Origin of the sequence: Xenorhabdus doucetiae (assembly GCF_000968195.1) — a bacterium.
Taxonomy (GTDB): domain Bacteria; phylum Pseudomonadota; class Gammaproteobacteria; order Enterobacterales; family Enterobacteriaceae; genus Xenorhabdus; species Xenorhabdus doucetiae.
Genome location: NZ_FO704550.1, coordinates 2,686,295 through 2,704,076, shown reverse-complemented (window position 1 = coordinate 2,704,076; position 17,782 = coordinate 2,686,295). Strand labels below are relative to the sequence as shown.

The 17,782-nt window shown below is 40.7% G+C and carries 17 protein-coding genes and 1 tRNA gene; 12 read left to right on the top strand and 6 right to left on the bottom strand.

Translation table 11 applies throughout. The features are described from left to right. The first annotated feature begins 196 nt into the window (after positions 1-196). From ubiG to XDD1_RS11760, 7 genes are all read left to right on the top strand, one after another. Positions 197-931, top strand: coding sequence for a bifunctional 2-polyprenyl-6-hydroxyphenol methylase/3-demethylubiquinol 3-O-methyltransferase UbiG (gene ubiG, locus XDD1_RS11790; protein WP_045971391.1), 735 nt, complete (start codon positions 197-199; stop codon positions 929-931). 441 nt (positions 932-1,372) lie between these two features. Continuing rightward, entirely contained in the window at positions 1,373-3,664 is a 2,292-nt protein-coding gene (nrdA, locus tag XDD1_RS11785) for a class 1a ribonucleoside-diphosphate reductase subunit alpha (protein WP_045971389.1), read from the top strand. A 12-nt stretch (positions 3,665-3,676) separates the two neighbouring features. Further along, the gene (gene nrdB, locus XDD1_RS11780) at positions 3,677-4,807 is read left to right on the top strand and encodes a class Ia ribonucleoside-diphosphate reductase subunit beta (RefSeq protein ID WP_045971387.1); all 1,131 of its coding nucleotides are present in this window, start codon (positions 3,677-3,679) and stop codon (positions 4,805-4,807) included. A gap of 1 nt (position 4,808) precedes the next feature. Then, a complete protein-coding gene (gene yfaE / locus XDD1_RS11775) occupies positions 4,809-5,075 on the top strand; it encodes a class I ribonucleotide reductase maintenance protein YfaE (RefSeq protein ID WP_045971385.1) in 267 nt (88 codons plus the stop codon). 316 nt (positions 5,076-5,391) lie between these two features. Further along, positions 5,392-6,165 carry an N-acetylmuramoyl-L-alanine amidase gene (locus XDD1_RS11770; protein ID WP_045971383.1) on the top strand — a complete coding sequence of 258 codons (774 nt, stop codon included), beginning with the start codon at positions 5,392-5,394 and terminating at the stop codon, positions 6,163-6,165. A 495-nt stretch (positions 6,166-6,660) separates the two neighbouring features. Beyond that, on the top strand, positions 6,661-7,095 hold the full coding sequence (locus XDD1_RS11765) for a lysozyme (RefSeq protein WP_045971381.1): 435 nt from the start codon (positions 6,661-6,663) through the stop codon (positions 7,093-7,095). A gap of 190 nt (positions 7,096-7,285) precedes the next feature. After that, positions 7,286-8,269, top strand: coding sequence for an IS30 family transposase (locus XDD1_RS11760; RefSeq protein ID WP_045968417.1), 984 nt, complete (start codon positions 7,286-7,288; stop codon positions 8,267-8,269). Between the two features lie 61 nt (positions 8,270-8,330). Here XDD1_RS11760 and XDD1_RS11755 read toward each other — a convergent pair whose 3' ends face one another. Beyond that, entirely contained in the window at positions 8,331-8,726 is a 396-nt protein-coding gene (locus XDD1_RS11755) for a VOC family protein (RefSeq protein WP_045971379.1), read from the bottom strand. Between the two features lie 144 nt (positions 8,727-8,870). Further along, positions 8,871-9,464: a lytic polysaccharide monooxygenase gene (locus XDD1_RS11750; protein ID WP_045971377.1), complete on the bottom strand. Its 594-nt coding sequence runs from the start codon at positions 9,462-9,464 to the stop codon at positions 8,871-8,873. A 575-nt stretch (positions 9,465-10,039) separates the two neighbouring features. On the opposite strand from XDD1_RS11750, the gene XDD1_RS19760 reads away from it, so the two are divergent. The 4 genes from XDD1_RS19760 to XDD1_RS11735 all read left to right on the top strand — a co-directional run bounded on the left by XDD1_RS19760 (position 10,040) and on the right by XDD1_RS11735 (position 12,589). Next, the gene (locus tag XDD1_RS19760; protein ID WP_052705694.1) at positions 10,040-10,615 is read left to right on the top strand and encodes an aminoglycoside N(3)-acetyltransferase; all 576 of its coding nucleotides are present in this window, start codon (positions 10,040-10,042) and stop codon (positions 10,613-10,615) included. A 19-nt stretch (positions 10,616-10,634) separates the two neighbouring features. After that, positions 10,635-10,862, top strand: coding sequence for an AAC(3) family N-acetyltransferase (locus XDD1_RS19755; protein WP_231854397.1), 228 nt, complete (start codon positions 10,635-10,637; stop codon positions 10,860-10,862). 213 nt (positions 10,863-11,075) lie between these two features. Further along, positions 11,076-11,759 (top strand): DUF7424 family protein, encoded by a 684-nt coding sequence (locus XDD1_RS11740; protein WP_045971376.1) that lies wholly within the window; start codon positions 11,076-11,078, stop codon positions 11,757-11,759. A 233-nt stretch (positions 11,760-11,992) separates the two neighbouring features. Then, a complete protein-coding gene (locus tag XDD1_RS11735; protein WP_045971374.1) occupies positions 11,993-12,589 on the top strand; it encodes a glutathione S-transferase family protein in 597 nt (198 codons plus the stop codon). 204 nt (positions 12,590-12,793) lie between these two features. Here the strand turns inward: XDD1_RS11735 and XDD1_RS11730 are convergent, their stop codons facing one another. From XDD1_RS11730 to XDD1_RS11715, 4 genes are all read right to left on the bottom strand, one after another. After that, positions 12,794-13,831: an IS630 family transposase gene (locus XDD1_RS11730; protein ID WP_045968390.1), complete on the bottom strand. Its 1,038-nt coding sequence runs from the start codon at positions 13,829-13,831 to the stop codon at positions 12,794-12,796. A gap of 452 nt (positions 13,832-14,283) precedes the next feature. Next, positions 14,284-14,360 (bottom strand) — tRNA-Pro (locus tag XDD1_RS11725). A gap of 75 nt (positions 14,361-14,435) precedes the next feature. Then, the gene (yejM, locus tag XDD1_RS11720) at positions 14,436-16,175 is read right to left on the bottom strand and encodes an LPS biosynthesis-modulating metalloenzyme YejM (RefSeq protein WP_045971372.1); all 1,740 of its coding nucleotides are present in this window, start codon (positions 16,173-16,175) and stop codon (positions 14,436-14,438) included. A 28-nt stretch (positions 16,176-16,203) separates the two neighbouring features. Further along, complete coding sequence (locus XDD1_RS11715) at positions 16,204-16,431, bottom strand: YejL family protein (RefSeq protein WP_045971370.1); 228 nt, start codon at positions 16,429-16,431, stop codon at positions 16,204-16,206. Positions 16,432-16,706: 275 nt separating this feature from the next. Between XDD1_RS11715 and yejK the strand changes: the two genes are divergently transcribed. Further along, positions 16,707-17,714, top strand: coding sequence for a nucleoid-associated protein YejK (yejK, locus tag XDD1_RS11710; protein WP_045971368.1), 1,008 nt, complete (start codon positions 16,707-16,709; stop codon positions 17,712-17,714). Positions 17,715-17,782: the final 68 nt, after the last annotated feature.

The following is a 17,782-nucleotide window of genomic DNA, read 5'->3' as shown; positions in this document are numbered from 1 at the left end:
CCTCATACTCCGAATTCAAAGGCTTAAATTATACCACAAATTGATAGTTTTATAAAAACTGGATGCGGGTATTTCAAGATTAAGGCATGTATAATAGTTTTCTGTCACACATCCCCATAATACTGTTACATTTTCTGTGAATCAGTTTGCTGTGAACCAGTTTTCTGTGAAGCAGTACCCAGGAGCGATATTGCTGATGAACGTCAAAACTCCCGATTCACCCATTCCATCCCATGCCAATGTGGATCAGCAGGAAATCGAAAAATTTGAAGCCGTTGCTTCCCGTTGGTGGGATCTTGACGGTGAATTCAAGCCATTACACCGTATCAATCCACTGCGCTTGAACTACATTTTGCAACATGCTGACGGCCTTTTTGGTAAAAAAGTGCTGGATGTTGGATGTGGCGGCGGCATTTTGTCAGAAAGCATGGCGCGTGAAGGTGCGGAAGTGACAGGGTTGGATATGGGGTTTGAACCCCTGCAAGTTGCCCGTTTGCATGCGTTGGAATCCGGTATTCCCGTTGCTTATGTTCAGGAAACGGTAGAAAGCCACGCAGAGCAGCACCCGCATGCTTATGATGTTGTGACCTGCCTGGAGATGCTTGAGCATGTGCCCGACCCAGAGTCTGTGGTTCATGCCTGTGCCAAACTCGTCAAACCGGGTGGTCATGTTTTCTTTTCAACCATTAACCGCAACCGGAAAGCCTGGTTGATGGCGGTTGTTGGGGCTGAATATATCTTGAACATGGTGCCAAAAGGCACGCATGATGCGAAAAAGTTTATCCGTCCTTCTGAACTGATAAGTTGGGTCGATAAGACGACGCTGAAAGAGCAACATATTATTGGTTTACATTACAATCCGTTAACAGACAAATTTCGCCTTGGGCATAATGTCGACGTGAATTATATGCTGCATACGCGATCTGTCTGACAAAGGTCGCTAAGGGATTAATAAAACGGCAACTGGATATTATTTTTAAGATTTTATTTTCCCTGTTTCGCCGATAGCCTTATGAAAGTAACATCAAGTAACTACGCAGGTTATCGGCTTTTTGCCAAAATTAATCCTCAAGTTATCCACAAAACTTCTCGACTTTGTACACTTGATAAAATCCGAAAATAACATTATCTTGTTATTACCGTTTTAATTTCCCACTATATATTGTGTTTCTTGTCATCTTGTAGTAGCAGCTTGTGTAGTAGCGACTTATGTTAAACAACTTGCGTTAAACAGTCGTAGCGAAAACAGTCGTGAATTGTAGCTAACTCAGCCCCCAACTGGCTCAACGTCATCTTGGGTGCATCGTGCTGCCAAGAGGTCAAGAAAAACGAGTATAGGTGAGATACGAAAAGAGAGAAGGTGTATTTCCCCATGAACCAGAGTCTGCTAGTTACCAAACGTGATGGACATAAAGAACAAATTGATCTTGATAAAATTCACCGGGTTGTTGCCTGGGCTGCCGAAGGTCTGAAAAATGTCTCAGTATCACAAGTAGAGCTGCGTTCCCAGATTCAATTTTACGATGGCATTAAAACATCCGATATCCATGAAACCATGATCAAAGCTGCGGCTGACCTGATCTCCGGTGATGCGCCTGATTATCAGTATCTGGCGGCACGTCTGGCGATCTTCCATCTGCGTAAAAAAGCCTATGGTCAGTTTGAGCCGCCTGCGCTGTATGACCATGTGGCAAAAATGGTCAATTTGGGTAAATACGACAAACATTTGCTGGAAGACTATTCCAAAGAAGAATTCGAGCAAATGGACAGTTTTATTGATCATTTGCGTGATATGGATTTCTCCTATGCGGCAGTCAAGCAGTTGGAAGGGAAGTATTTAGTCCAAAACCGTGTGACAGGCGAGATTTATGAGAGTGCCCAGTTCCTCTATATGCTGGTTGCTGCGTGCCTGTTTTCCACTTATCCAAAAGAAACGCGTCTGGGCTATATCCGTCGTTTCTATGATGCCGTTTCCACCTTTAAAATTTCGCTGCCAACGCCAATCATGGCGGGGGTTCGTACACCAACGCGTCAATTCAGCTCCTGTGTCCTGATTGAGTGTGGTGATAGCCTGGATTCTATCAATGCGACATCCAGTGCGATTGTTAAATATGTTTCCCAGCGTGCCGGCATTGGCGTAAACGCGGGGCGTATCCGTGCATTGGGTAGCCCAATCCGTGGCGGTGAAGCGTTCCACACGGGTTGTATCCCATTCTACAAACATTTCCAGACTGCGGTAAAATCCTGTTCTCAGGGCGGTGTTCGCGGTGGCGCGGCAACGCTGTTCTATCCACTGTGGCATCTGGAAGTAGAAAGCCTGTTGGTACTGAAAAACAACCGTGGTGTTGAAGGAAACCGTGTCCGCCACATGGACTACGGCGTACAGGTGAACAAACTGATGTATGAGCGCTTGATTAAAGGCGCTGACATTTCTCTGTTCAGCCCGTCTGATGTGCCGGGATTGTACGATGCCTTCTTTGCGGATCAGGATGAATTCGAGCGTCTGTATACGCAGTATGAGAATGACAGCACCATCCGTAAGGAACGCATTAAAGCGGTTGAATTGTTCTCACTGATGATGCAGGAACGTGCTTCAACGGGGCGTATTTATATCCAGAACGTTGACCACTGTAATACTCACAGCCCGTTTGATCCGGCTATTGCCCCTGTGCGTCAGTCGAACCTGTGTCTGGAAATTGCACTGCCAACTAAGCCATTGAACGATATTAACGATGAAAATGGTGAAATTGCGCTGTGTACATTATCTGCGTTCAACTTGGGGGCTATCGAAAGCCTGACTGAATTAGAAGAATTGGCCGAATTGGCTGTTCGCGCGCTGGATTCCCTGCTGGATTATCAAGATTATCCCATTATCGCCGCTAAACAAGGCTCAATGGGACGTCGGACTCTGGGTATTGGTGTCATTAACTTCGCTTATTATCTGGCGAAACACGGCGTACGTTATTCTGATAGCAGTGCGAATAATCTGACTCATAAAACGTTTGAAGCTATTCAGTATTATCTGTTGAAAGCCTCAAACGAGTTGGCGAAAGAGAAGGGTGCTTGTCCGTGGTTTAATGAAACCACTTATGCACAAGGTATTTTGCCGATTGATACTTACAAAAAGACACTGGATACACTGACCAGCGAACCTCTGCATATGGATTGGGAAGCGTTGCGCCGTGATATTCAACAACATGGCTTGCGTAACTCAACACTGTCTGCATTGATGCCGTCAGAAACCTCTTCGCAGATCTCTAATGCGACCAACGGTATTGAGCCACCACGTGGTTATATCAGTGTAAAAGCTTCCAAGGACGGTATCCTGCGTCAAGTTGTACCCGATTACGATCTTCTGAAAGGAGCTTACGAGCTGCTGTGGCAAATGCCGAGCAACGATGGCTACCTACAGTTGGTAGGGATCATGCAGAAATTTATCGATCAGTCGATTTCTGCCAATACCAACTATGATCCGGCGCGTTTCCCTAATGGCAAGGTTCCGATGAACCAATTGCTGAAAGATTTACTGCTCGCTTATAAATATGGTGTGAAAACATTGTATTACCACAACACCCGTGATGGGGCAGAAGACGTTCAGGGTGATCTGGAAGAAGTTGTTGAGTCAGCGGATTCCGATTGTGAAGGCGGCGCGTGTAAGATTTAATTTGAGGAAACTATGTCCTATACCACTTTTTCGCAAGTAAAAAATGATCAGCTACAAGAACCGATGTTTTTCGGTCAGTCTGTTAATGTGGCGCGTTTTGATCAGCAAAAATATCCTATTTTTGAGAAGTTGATTGAAAAACAGCTCTCCTTCTTCTGGCGTCCAGAAGAAGTGGATGTTTCCCGTGATCGCATTGACTACAACGCGCTGCCGGATCATGAGAAGCACATTTTCATCAGCAACCTGAAATACCAGACGCTGCTGGATTCCATTCAGGGCCGTAGCCCGAATGTGGCTTTTTTGCCATTGATTTCCATTCCCGAATTGGAAACTTGGGTTGAAACGTGGTCGTTTTCAGAAACGATCCATTCGCGCTCTTACACACATATTATCCGTAATATCGTGAACGATCCTGCTATCGTATTTGATGACATTGTGGAAAACGAACAGATTTTAAGGCGCGCCAAAGACATTTCCGCGTATTACGATGATCTGATCGAAATGACCAACTATTATCATCTGTTCGGTGAAGGAACGCATGATGTTGCCGGCAAAACGGTCACCATCAATCTGCGAGAATTGAAAAAGCAACTTTACCTGTGTCTGATGAGCGTTAACGCGCTGGAGGCCATCCGCTTCTATGTCAGTTTTGCGTGTTCATTTGCTTTTGCTGAACGTGAATTGATGGAAGGTAACGCCAAAATCATCAAACTGATTGCCCGTGATGAAGCCCTGCATTTAACGGGAACGCAGCACATGTTGAATCTGCTGCGCTCTGGTCAGGATGATCCAGAAATGGCGGAAATTGCCAAAGAGTGTGAACAACAGTGCTATGAACTGTTCGTACAGGCAGCAGAACAGGAAAAAGAGTGGGCTGATTACTTGTTTAAAGATGGCTCCATGATCGGTTTGAACAGAGATATTCTGTGTCAGTACGTCGAATATATCACCAATATTCGGATGCAGGCAGTTGGCTTGAAGTTGCCATTTGAAACCCGCTCTAACCCGATCCCGTGGATCAATGCGTGGCTGGTTTCTGATAATGTTCAAGTGGCTCCACAGGAAGTCGAAGTCAGTTCTTACTTGGTTGGTCAGATTGATTCGGAAGTCAATACTGAGGATCTCAGCGGTTTCGAACTCTGATATGGCTGATTATAAAGTTACCCTGCCGTCACGGCAGGGCTTATACATCCATTATTCTTCAAGTTCCCACGATAATTTATTGGAAGCGCTGGAGCACGGTAAAGTTCAGCTTGAATATCAATGTCGGCAGGGATATTGCGGTTCTTGCCGTGTTCGTCTGGTAAAAGGAAAGGTAGGATATCCTTGCAAGCCATTGGCGTTTGTCAATGAAGGGGAAATTTTACCCTGTAGCTGTTATCCGCTGACAGATATTGAAATTGAACCTTAAGTTGGTATAGTTTTATGCGCAAGCAAGATACATCTTTTTTTATTATCAACTCGCTACCTTGCAATCTGTAATTCATTTTTGACTATAAAATTATTCATTAAATCAGTGTGTAATTGATAAAGTCACAATATTAAAAATAAAGAAACCGAAGTAATAAAAAAAGACACTTGCCTGACAAGTGTCTTTTTTTATCTAATGGAATAGAGTGGATTCAAATGCCTGCTGATTTATTATAACTGTGATAAAAAATATGTTTTTTAGAGGTAATTAAACGTTTACAGTGTTACATAGAGCAAAAAAATAAAGGAGAACAACGATGTATAAAATTGATTATAATTCATACCGCTCAACTAAAAGTTTTAACAGACGCTCCCGCTTTTTAGTTATGCACTATACCGCTCTGAACTTTGAAAAATCTGTTCAGGCATTGACCGGAGAGTTTGTCAGTGCTCATTACTTAGTTCCAAACCCAGATGATCCAACTTATCGGGCTGCTGGGTTTGATAAAATTCATATATTCAATTTAGTTGATGAACTTGAAAGGGCTTGGCATGCGGGAATAAGTTATTGGTCTGGACGAGAAGGGTTAAATGATACATCCATTGGCATTGAGATTGTGAATGAAGCCAGTGATGATGATGGTATTTTCACTTTCCCTCCTTATCATCCTGACCAAATCGATGCGATCAAAGAGCTTGCCATCAATATATTACAACGTTATCCAGATATTCAGCCAACTCATGTTGTCGGGCATTCAGATATTGCATGGCAAAGAAAAACTGATCCGGGTCCCCATTTTCCGTGGAAAGAGTTATATGATGCGGGAATTGGAGCATGGTATGACGAAGAAACTAAGCAGAAATATATTGAACAATTTGATCATCGTTTGCCTGATGTCGCCGAGATTTTAGAAAAGTTTAAACGCTATGGCTATGACGTTACTGGCGCAGAAAAAGAAGAAAACTTTCAATTGTTAATCAAAGCATTTCAAATGCACTTTCGTTCGACATATTATGACGGCGTGCCAGATATTGAAACCATTGCTATTTTATATGCCTTAGTTGAAAAATATTTTGATAGTAAACCCTAATTTCTGATGGAATATATTCCATAGGTGTCAAGTTGCCGTTCGCAAGACGAAAGCAACCTATTATCTCCTCGCATCGCGGGGAGATAATAAATACATCGCTGCGGCAGAGCTTACATAAAATGAGTTGCTGATAACCGGATAACAACGCAGTGTACATTTGAGAGGAAAGATTTTACAGATTTCATGATGATTTCCTTTGAGGGTTATAAATTGTGATTTACTTCACGAAAATCTAAATTCTGGGGTAGATTTTATGCTCAAAGCAAAAAGAGTCAAGGCATTTATTAAATTATTTTTTTAAAATTTAAAAAAATCTTGCAAATGTTCATAATTCATTGAAATTTAATATTTTATTTTGCATTTATCTCTGTTGCGACTCTATTACCCCTTAACAATAATAGCTTCATTGATTGTTTTTTAGTCTACACTTGGTTTGTGGGTTGTTTTTTATACAAAAATAAACTCTGGCACTCAATTTAGCCGTGGAGAAGATGAATGGAAATCAGTGAAAGCGGTATTAATAAACTCAAAAGTTATGAAGGTTTGAGGTTGAAAGCCTATCCAGATCCCGCCACTGGAGCAGCGCCGTGGACAATTGGATATGGTCATACAAAGGGAGTAAAGCCCGGACAAGTGATTACTGCGCAACAGGCTGAAGCATTTTTGCATCAAGATCTTATCTCTATTTATGGAGCCATTGAGCGATTAGTTAAAGTGCCTCTAACTCAAGGACAATTTGATGCTTTATGTTCGTTTATTTTCAATTTGGGAATCGGTAATTTTACCCATTCAACATTGTTGAAGAAATTGAATGCAGGTGATTACCAAGGTGCAGCAGGGGAATTTTTGAAATGGGATCGTGCCGATGGGAGCGAATTAACAGATCTACGTATACGAAGGGAATCTGAACAGAAAATGTTTTTATCATAAGATAAGTATTAATAGTGGTTTATTTAGGCTATTAGGGATGAAAAATAGAAGTCTACTTTAATAAAACTATCACTAATAACCTAATTGAATAAATTTTTAATATGGCTTGGATTCGCATAGTAAGTGCAATTTCTAAGAAAGGCGGTCAGTTGCTATAGTAGGCATCTTTCTCGCCAAAGGAAAATGCACTATGGCCTATACGCAACTGACCGAAACAGAAAGATACCAGATTTTCGGCTTAAAAGAAGCCGGTTTTACACAACGTTTTATTGCAACGTCGCTTAATCGGGCCCCATCAACAATTAGCCGGGAATTGAGACGAAACCGGGAAGCCGAGAAATATGAACCTGAACAAGCTCAGCGTAAAGCATTAGAACGCCGTCATTCTAAGGTAAAAGCCGTAAAAATCACGCCAGAGATAACAAAGTGGATAAAACAGTTAATTTGGCAAGATTTAAGTCCGGAACAAGTTGTGGGTTATCTCAAGCGGGAAGCGAAAATCTCTTTACATCATGAAACAATTTATCGATTGATTTATAAAGATAAAATAAATGGCGGTGATTTATGGCAACATCTTAGGATAGCGAAAAAACCGTATCGTAAACGCTATGGAAGCCATGAGCACAGAGGAAAAATTAAAAACAGAGTCAGTATTGATAAGCGCCCAAAAATTGTTGATAAAAAGCAGCGTATTGGGGATTGGGAAGGGGATACTATCGTTGGCAAAGATCGTAAAAGTGCCTTATTGACTTTAGTTGAACGAAAATCGTTATTTACGATCATCATTAAACTTGAAGATAAAACAGCAGAAGGTGTTGCCAAAGCGGCGACAAGACATTTATCGATGATAAAACATAAAGTTAAAACAATTACCTTTGATAACGGACTCGAATTTGCCGAACACGAACGGATCGGTAAAAATTTAGAGACAAAAATTTATTTTGCTCATCCGTATTCCCCTTGGGAAAGAGGGATAAATGAGAACATAAATGGATTAATCAGAGATTACTTCCCAAAAGGAACCGATTTTAATAAGGTATCAGAGCGGGAGGTTAACCTTGTGGCAAACCGACTAAATAATCGACCACGTAAGACACGAGATTATAAAACACCGAATGAGTTATTTACAGGAACCCCAACTCATTTACTTCGTTCATTACGGTGTTGCGCTTAATATGCGAATCCAAGTGGTAAAAATAATCTCTTAAGTGAGCAATTAACGATGAAATAAATAATTAAATCTCTGATGCACTGTGATGTAATACAACACGATAACCATCAATATCTTCAAAAGTTTTTCCACTTTTATCCCAATAAGGGTTATAAGAAGGAACGAGAATAAATCCAGCATCTTGCATTGATTTTACTTGCTCTTGCCATTCAACTTTATCTTCTATATAAAATACTAATAAATTATCTTTAGTTGGTGCCTTACCAACATGTGTATTGTGATGATGAGTAAATTCAAGATGCCAGGAGTGGTTAGGGTGACCAAGCATAATACCATCAAAACTGTCGTGATTTTTGAATTCACCTAATATAATAAAATTCAAGCCATGACAATACATTTCTGCAATTTTATTAAGGTTATCTGTTGGTCTGGCGATTCTAAGAATAGTTGATTTTTTCATATTTTTCCATATATGGAATTGAGTCGGAAAATATATTTTATCCGAAAATATTTTAATTTTTTAGGTAAAAGTGCTGGTAAATAACCAGCACTTTTTGTACTCAACTAACACTGATAAATAATATGTCAAATTAATTAAAAAATATTATTTAATATCAGCGTCAATAACTTGGTAGAAAGCATTAGCAGTATCAGCAATTGTCCACACACCGAGAATAACATGATACCCTGAGCGCTCAGGAACATCACAATTTATAGAGACAGTTTTGTCTGGTCTTTTGCCATGATCAAAATGTTCACAGAAGGGTTTTAAATCAAATTGAGCGCGTGTTAAAGGCTTGTTTGGATCCCAGTTAGGTTTGGTAATAAAAAACTGCCATGAAGTGGTACTATGCCTGGCTGTTATTGTCCATTTAAATTGGTTTATTCCTTTATTGATAGTGACATGATGCCAGCGATCTACACTTTGTTCATTGAGTTGTTTGAATTGACCAACACCGCCACTGGCAATTTGTCCATCTGGAGGCCCTCCTTGAGGAAAACCTTTGGGACCTTCAACCGATTGTGGTTCATACATGATAGACCCACAGTTTTTATTAATGCCTTTTTGGCATAAAAGTGCTCTGCTTGGTGGTGTGTCGATATATCCATGATTTGAATTTGGTTCAGCAATACTGGAAAATGGAATTGTACCAAAAACTGTCAATCCCGCAAAAAGTAATGACTTTTTCATATTCATGATGAATTTCCTATTTTTTCCGTACTTGACTGTAAAATGAGTAAAATTACCTTTTTGTTATTATATTCATTAAATAATGAGGCTTAATTTACTGATAATGGAATTGCGTAGAAATATTTATAACAAATTTAGTTAATTATAAATACTCAATTTATGACAGAGGTGTGCCAGGAAGATATTATTAAAAGATATCATTCTCGTTGATTTTGATACGGTTACGGATGACAGGAAAATTTTGTTTTAGGGTATTTTTTAATAACAAAAATCCCTCCCTGAATTCAGGGAGGGGAAGAGCGAAATAAGAAGCAAATGAGGGTGTACTAAACAAGTAGGATTTTGAGTACACATAGATAAGGTAGACCCAAATGGAAGAATATGCAATAAACCAACCTTAAACGACGGCTATTTGATTTAATTCTTTTAAAATCAATATATTAATTTTTTAGTTGTTGTGTTGTTTTTTATCCTCTTTATGAATCATCATCGTTTGATATCCTTGCTAAGGGCAGTGAGTCTTAGGCACAAGGGATTAGCCAAAATGTCAGTCGATCCCAATCACATATAGGGTTAGATATATGATCCAAATAGGCGAAGATAAATATTGGTCAAAGACAATGCTTGTTCAACAACTACAAAAAATAGGTATAAAACAAGGCGATGTTGTTATGGCTCATGTCGCTATGCGATCTGTTGGCAATTGTTTGAATGGTGCAGATGATCTTATTCAATCTCTTTTAACTGTAGTGGGAGCTGGAGGAACATTGCTATGTTATACGAATTGGGAACAAAATTATGAAGATCGTCTGGATGTTAATGGTTATGTTCCATCTGAATTAAAACCAGAAATCATGCCATATGATCGAACATTTTCACGAGCAAGCAGAGATCATGGTGTATTTGCTGAGTGTGTCAGGACAATTAAAGGAGCTATTCGAAGTCAAAATCCTGGTGCTTCTGTAGTTGCTATTGGAAATAATGCTGAGTATTTCGTCGAAAATCATTCATTAAATTATGGCTATGGTAGTGACTCACCATTTGCCAGATTGGTAGAGCATCAGGGAAAAGTTCTTATGATTGGTGCTCCATATGACACTATGAGCCTTTTGCATCATGCTGAACATATTGGCAAATATTCCAAACAAGAATATTAGAAAGATGGAGATACCATTATTGCAAAATAACCAAACAGTATGGGTTATGTTAGAGGAATTTGACACTGTAGATTCCGTTTGTGAACAATTTTATCAAGGTTATTTTAAGGATATTGTTGAACATTTTTGTTATTCGCACCCAGAATTGACTCTTAAAGGTACCATTGGTTCTGCTAATGCATTGCTTGTTCCGGCTAAAGAGATATTGGATTATGCAGTACATTGGATGGAGAATTATCGTAAATAATGATAGTAGAGGGTAAGCTTGCTCTATCATTTAAGCTATTGCGTCATGAGTGAGCTTTTTTAAGTTCAAACCGAATACCGCTAGGGAGATCGCCATCACAAACTGTTATAACGAACGGCTGGCGGCGTTACAAAAATAGTGAAAATCATGCAGAGTTTATGATTAAATGCGATGACAATATGGACATACTTTAAATTATCTAAAGGTATTTAAATGAAAAAATGGTTAGTTATTGCGGCTTCAACGCTGGTTCTTTCCGGTTGTAAGGTTGATGTGGAAACGAAAGTAAATACAGATGATCTCACCTCAATTGAGCATAAACTGGTTAAGGGTGACATCGATATCGAAGTATCATCCTGTAATGACTATGAAGATTCACGTAAAGAATCAAAAAGCCTCATTGAATTAAAACAGAAAGTCCCTACTATTTTTAAAAATGCCGAGTATGTGGAGTGCTATCGTAAGAAATTTGATTCCTATGCACATTTCACTATTCCTGTCGCTGTGGGTGTATTACCGGACGATGGTCAATTGGGTAATGATGCGGATGTATTTATTCTTTCTCACCAAAAGGCTTATGCGGGTGCGGTGATCCCAAAAGATGTGCTTGATAGAATAAAAAAAGCCCAAAAAGATATGATGGGAAAACTGGATATCAGGATGAGCATTATTCTGGAGAGGGGAACCAAACCTGTACCAACGTTAATTAGCCTTGGAACTTATATGACAAGTGCGAAAAATAAAGACTATCCTCTTGTGGCAAATGGGATAAATCTGGCTAAGGAAATGAAATTCAGATTATCAGATGTTTCCAACTCATCATTGTCTAATGGTGAGTTTGTTCCTTTTCTTGTCACACCTGACTATTTCGACGTCTTCCGGGCAGATAAAAAATAGTCTGTTCTTGACTTGAACCAAGACGACAATTATCTCCCTATCCAGGCCGCAGAAATGCGGCTTTTCATTTATCCAGTGTGAAGGGGATGTACTGAACGCATCCTAACTTTTAACAATGGTGAGGTTGGGTTGTTTTTTGGCAAAAATAATTATACCAAATCATGATTTTGTTCAAATTTTACTCACGAAATGTCAACACACCTTAGTTTTACATTTCCAATTAAGGATCTCACATGAAAATATATACTTTTCCTAAGAGTCGCTCATTAAGAGTTTTGTGGACATTGGAAGAGCTTGGTGTATCGTATGATACGATCAAAGTTGATTTACTTAACGATAGTCCTGGCGTTACATCTCCTCACTCTCGCGGAAAAGTCCCTTTTATGGTGGATGGCGATATATCGATAGAAGAAACATTATCGATATGTCTTTATTTATGCGAGAAATACCCAGAGAAAAATTTTTATCCAACTGCTTTAAAAGAAAAATCAATCATCAATTCTTGGCTAAGCTTTGCTCTTACAGACTTAGAATCTCCAATCTGGAATTTACTAAAACAACTGATTTTTATCTCCGAAAAAAAACGTTCTTTAGAATTAGTTAATTACTTTAGAAAGGAATCCGAGCAAGTAATTAACCAACTTAAATTTGATAAAGGTAGCGAGTGGATTGCAGGTAATAACTTTACTTTAGCGGATATTTTTATGTCACATACGCTTCTTTGGGCTAAAGTATGTGGTATCAGCATAAGTCCAGCTATCAATGATTACATTAATAGAGCAACTAACCGAGCATCATATTTAAAGGCTCAAGAGAAAAATAATCAGTAAACTTACAAGAAAAACTCTGCTAATAGCAGGGTTTTTAACATAATGCTGCCGTAATTTTGTATCAAAAATTCGGTATCGATATGCAAATCAATGCTGACAATTATGCTGAATGCGTTACGGTATCAAGCGATGCGTTACTTTACTTACGCTATCTAAATACTATATGGACACTGGCTTGAATTCAATCGGAGTATTTATACCAATCTAACTTGAAGATGCAGGTTTTAAAATCTGAAAGTTGTCAGTCAGTCTAGTCGTGAGTTCTTTCGCTTTTTCTGGCAAAGTGACATGAAAAAAGTGACGAAGGGTTTCACGGAATGTCTTTGCATCCGGAAAATAAACATTGTTACGTACTTGCTCATTCATATACTTCCACAATCGCTCTATTGGATTGAGGTTTGGGCTGTAAGGCGGTAGGTAATGCAGTTCAATATTAAGGACATATGCCACCTCTTTCACCAATTCTGCCCGGTGGTAACCCGCCCCATCCAGAATAATATGAATTTTTTGCGAAAGTGGGTAAGTTTCTCTAATAGCGCCGAAAAAATACGCGATATTTTCGGCATTGATACTCGGGTATTCACGGATCACGGTGTCTTCAATTCGTTGTAAATTGAGGGCGCCCAGAAGATTGAGACGGGTACGACTGCCGGTGGTTTCGACCACTTTTACCTGATTTTTCCCCGCTTTCATCCAACCATAGCTGAGCTTTGTGGACTGCGAAGGATGCACCGCATCAATAAATAGGATAGGTTCATTCTGACCTGCCCGGTCTTTCAGAGACTGGTAGTCATCAATAAATTGTTGCTGCTTATCCGCATCGAATTTATGAGGAACGCCCTTTGGCTTTTTGTAGCTGAAACCTTGTCGGTGAAGCCATTTCGTCATGCCTCCCACGCTGAAAGACACCTGCCAACGAGCTCGTACATAATCCACAATTTGAGCGGTCGTATGCAGCAAATTTGCCGTCAAATAATCAACCAGATCGGCGGTTTGTTTGGCAGAGAGATGGCTTTCAGAACCGCCATTTTCGGGGGTGAGTTTTTCCTGCGCGATGAAATCTTTTAGGTGACGGCTTACCGTAGTTTCATGAATACGTAAGGCCTGAGCAATCATCTGAGCTGTCCAGCCCTCTGACGCCAAAAGCACGGCCTTGATGCGATCACAGACTCGACTATCACGAGTGGTATCATGCATCAATTCGAGGGCACGTTTTTGTTCTGGTGTCAGATGAATTTTCATGATTGCAAGCATGATCGGGTTTGGATAAGAAATCAAGCATCTTCAATGGCGATTGGTATAGCCTAATGAAGCCAGTCCGTTCATAAAAGGAGAATGCTGAGGGAAGTGCATTTGTATTAAGATAATCAAAGTAGTCCTCTGTTCCCTGAATGACGGCGTTAAGAAGAAGAGTACCAATATTCATTCGTAATCCCTGCGCACACTCAACCGCCTGTATTTTTTATTGACATAACGACATTACCACCGTCAGCACAACCATTTGCCCGACGCTTTCAGAACAAGTGGATCAAGTCCATCGTGGACGGCGAGAAGGTCTACTATACCGATGGCGAACCGTGTGATATCTCGGAAGGTTGCCGGTTAGACGTCCGCGTTCAGATGCCGGCTGATTCAGTGTGGAATTTCAGACATAAAAAAACCAACCCTAACAGGTTGGTTTTTCTAGGGAATTTTGGTCGGCATGATAGGATTTGAACCTACGACCCCCGACACCCCATGACGGTGCGCTACCAGGCTGCGCTACATGCCGATGACTTTTCTTATATTACCGTTTTTTATTGACAAAGCAAGCCCCTAATTTAATGAGTGCTTGATTTTTAAACGATTAGTTTGCCAGAAATCGTTTCACTTCCGTTAGTATCTGTAATAATTGGGCAAGGTTTGGTTTGGCTCCTTGAACTTCATTGCCATCTAAATCATACAGATGATATTCCCCATCCTTGGAAATATAGAGGGTATTTTTAGTCGTCGTAACAATTAATGAACCATTATCACCCGTAATCAGCCATGGGTTTTCTCTTTGAGCATTAAACAGATCTTCGCCCTGTGAGTAATCGTCCGGCGAATTAGTCACGTGTAATAAACGACGCATTAAGGTCGTCATGATATCTTGATGGCTGGTCAGCTTATCGATAGTTTGTGCCGGGGTGCCCGGCCACTGGATTATCAAGGGAACATGGAGCTGTTCGCGGTTGAATTTGTCATCGGTAAACCATTTTGCGCTGTTACTGGCTGTTTCTTTACCCTGTTTGGCTGTAATCACAATGATCGTTTTATCCAGAACGCCTTTATTTTTCAGGACCTCTAAAACATGGTTGATTTCGGTATCCAGCGCTTTCTTGTCAAATTTGCCGGAAGAAGGCGCAAGACCATTAATATTTAGAAATGAAAACCACGGTGTGGAGCCATTACGTAGATCCAGCCATTGGCTCCATTGCGCTACAGTGACACTATCGTCTTGTTTTTTGGTTTCTGGCAATGAATAATCGGCCAGTATGGCCTGACGATAAAGTGGTGTTTGGAATCCATCTGAAGAGAAGAGGACAAATTGATACCCTTGATGGGTCAGGGAATCGATCAGTGCGGATGATTTCCTGGCGTTAAGGATGCCGTCCAGATAACCCGATGATATGCCATAGAATAAACCAAACAATGCCGTATCGTTTTGCATGCCTGTGCTGAAATGTTGTGTGAACTGGATATTGCTCTTCGCGAAGTGTGCCAGAGTTGGCATATCATGGCTGATATCTTGATTATTCAATCCATCCACGACAAGTAAAAGTAAGTTATAGCCACGCCCGGCATCCCGATAAGACAAGTTATTCAGTGGATAATTGACACTCAAGGCGGTGGGATTGCCTTGTTGGTTAATGCGGCGTTGAAATTCTTGATGATCCAGCAAGCCATGTTTTTCAAGGAACTTGCGTGCAGTCATTGGATAAGAAATTGGCAAGTTTGAGCGCTGCATGGTAATCGGACGATAAAAATTGGCATCCGCCCAGATGTACATCAAATGTGAAGCGATAAACGCAGTAATAAAGACGGCTGCTAGTGGCTTACCAAATCGTTGACGATTTAAGCTGCGTAATTTTTGCCAACTCCATGTGCCAAAAAGCATCTGTATCAGGAAAATCAGTGGGATACAGATGAACATCAGTTGCCATTCTCTGGCTAATTCGCCTTGTTCTGGGTTGGTGACTAAATCCCAAACCAATGGGGTTAAATGCAGGTGAAAGCGCACATAGACGGAAGAATCAAAGATTAGCAGCGTTAAACCTACCGTTGCCAATGCGGCTGAAAGAAATCGCATTAGCCGCTGAGATATAACGATAAATGTCAGCGGAAATAAAATAAGTAAGTAGATGGCAAAGACAATGAAACTGAAATGGCCGAGCCAACTGACCAGCGCGTAGATGCGACCAAACAGTGAACCCGGCCAGTCAGATGCAAATAGATAGCGACTGCCCAGCACAAGACTGAACATAATGTTGAACAGTGCGAACCAGTGCCCCCAACTGATCATCTGAGAAACTTTTTCGCGGTAATGCTGACAGCTAGTCACCATATTTCTTTACGTCAAGGTATTAATGAGATTAATGCGCTTTATCTTCGTTGATTGAAGACTGTAACGCGTGTGCAAACGAGTCTGCAATATGTCTGCGTTGTGCGGGAGCAATACTCGTATTGATCAAATTCGTTACCATATTACCCAAAACCATTAAGGTCAGGTCAGTTGGAGTATGGTCTTTCTCGAAAACATTTACTAATTCAGTTAATAAATGTTCAACTTTTTCATCGCTATAGCGAGATGACTGTGGCATAAATCAAAAATCCTGAATGTACAAAGCCCCATATCTTACCGTATAGAGAGGGCTTTTTCTGCTTTTTTATGACAAATTAATTCGCTGCTGCCGGAGTTGTTGTCAATATTGACTATGCTGCATCATTTTAATCTTTGCGATGTTGAAGGTTGGTAGCCAAATGATGGGCGTTTTTTAACCGCCTTGGTTTTTGGTTGCAGCAGAAAGATAACGATGTTTGAATACGCCGCTAACCGCACGGCCATATGGCCAAAGCTGCAAAAGGAGTATAAATAATGAGTCTGGAAATTACCCAGATCGCGTTACATCGGTTGATTAAACGTGATGAACAAACCTTGGAAGTGATTTTACGTGATGCTTTGCTGGATACCAATCAAGTGGTTGAGGAGATGATGGCAGAGTTGCATCGCGTATATAGCGCAAAAAGTAAGGCTTACGGTTTGTTTAATGAGGAAAGTGAGCTGGCGGGATCTCTCCGTCATTTGCGTAAAGGAGATGAAGATTTTCTCGGTTTTAGTCGGGCTGCAACTGTTCGCTTGAAAGATGAGTTGGCAAAGTATCCATTCGCGGAAGGGGGAACGGTACTGTTTTGTCAATATCGCTATCTTGCCGTGGAATATTTGCTGATTGCAGTGCTGAATAGTTGTAACAGCACATCCGTCAATGACGAACTCGATGTCAATACAACGCAATATCTTGATATTCCCCATGCTGATATTATTGCAAGAATCGATCTGACTGAATGGGAAACTAATCCCGAATCCAGTCGTTACCTGACATTCTTAAAAGGACGGGTAGGGCGCAAGGTTTCGGACTTTTTTATGGATTTCCTTGCTGCGAGCGAAGGCATGAATACCAAAGTGCAAAATAAAGGTTTGTTGCAGGCATTGGATGATTATTGTGAGTCGGCGCAGTTGGATAAAAATGAGCGTCAGGCTTATCGGCAGCAAGTTTATGGTTACTGTAATGAGCAGTTACAGGCCGGCGAGGAGATTAAGCTGCAAGAACTGTCCCAAGAATTGCCTGCATTGGGAGAGCAAAATTTTCAGCAATTTTCGCAGGAAAAGGGTTATGAATTGGCAGATAGTTTTCCGGCCGATCGCGGAACATTGCGTCAATTGACAAAATTTGCCGGCAGTGGGGGCGGGTTAACCATCAACTTTGATGCCATGCTGATGGGGGAGCGCATTTTTTGGGACCCGGTAACCGATACATTAACGATTAAAGGTACGCCACCGAATCTGCGTGACCAATTGCAGCGTCATGGTGGTGGTAATCGTTAAACAGGTAGCCATGAAGACACTGAATGGCAGAAATAAATAACGCCGCAAAAGCGGCGTTATTTACTCGG

Bases quoted from the DNA above. Each gene is read 5' to 3' on its own strand.
- XDD1_RS11765 (WP_045971381.1), top strand. From the start codon at position 6,661: ATGGAAATCAGTGAAAGCGGTATTAATAAACTCAAAAGTTATGAAGGT.
- XDD1_RS11735 (WP_045971374.1), top strand. From the start codon at position 11,993: ATGAAAATATATACTTTTCCTAAGAGTCGCTCATTAAGAGTTTTGTGG.
- XDD1_RS11755 (WP_045971379.1), bottom strand. From the start codon at position 8,726: ATGAAAAAATCAACTATTCTTAGAATCGCCAGACCAACAGATAACCTT.
- XDD1_RS19760 (WP_052705694.1), top strand. From the start codon at position 10,040: ATGATCCAAATAGGCGAAGATAAATATTGGTCAAAGACAATGCTTGTT.
- XDD1_RS11770 (WP_045971383.1), top strand. From the start codon at position 5,392: ATGTATAAAATTGATTATAATTCATACCGCTCAACTAAAAGTTTTAAC.
- yfaE (WP_045971385.1), top strand. From the start codon at position 4,809: ATGGCTGATTATAAAGTTACCCTGCCGTCACGGCAGGGCTTATACATC.
- nrdA (WP_045971389.1), top strand. From the start codon at position 1,373: ATGAACCAGAGTCTGCTAGTTACCAAACGTGATGGACATAAAGAACAA.
- ubiG (WP_045971391.1), top strand. From the start codon at position 197: ATGAACGTCAAAACTCCCGATTCACCCATTCCATCCCATGCCAATGTG.
- yejK (WP_045971368.1), top strand. From the start codon at position 16,707: ATGAGTCTGGAAATTACCCAGATCGCGTTACATCGGTTGATTAAACGT.
- XDD1_RS11760 (WP_045968417.1), top strand. From the start codon at position 7,286: ATGGCCTATACGCAACTGACCGAAACAGAAAGATACCAGATTTTCGGC.
- nrdB (WP_045971387.1), top strand. From the start codon at position 3,677: ATGTCCTATACCACTTTTTCGCAAGTAAAAAATGATCAGCTACAAGAA.
- XDD1_RS11740 (WP_045971376.1), top strand. From the start codon at position 11,076: ATGAAAAAATGGTTAGTTATTGCGGCTTCAACGCTGGTTCTTTCCGGT.
- XDD1_RS11715 (WP_045971370.1), bottom strand. From the start codon at position 16,431: ATGCCACAGTCATCTCGCTATAGCGATGAAAAAGTTGAACATTTATTA.
- XDD1_RS11730 (WP_045968390.1), bottom strand. From the start codon at position 13,831: ATGAAAATTCATCTGACACCAGAACAAAAACGTGCCCTCGAATTGATG.
- XDD1_RS11750 (WP_045971377.1), bottom strand. From the start codon at position 9,464: ATGAATATGAAAAAGTCATTACTTTTTGCGGGATTGACAGTTTTTGGT.
- yejM (WP_045971372.1), bottom strand. From the start codon at position 16,175: ATGGTGACTAGCTGTCAGCATTACCGCGAAAAAGTTTCTCAGATGATC.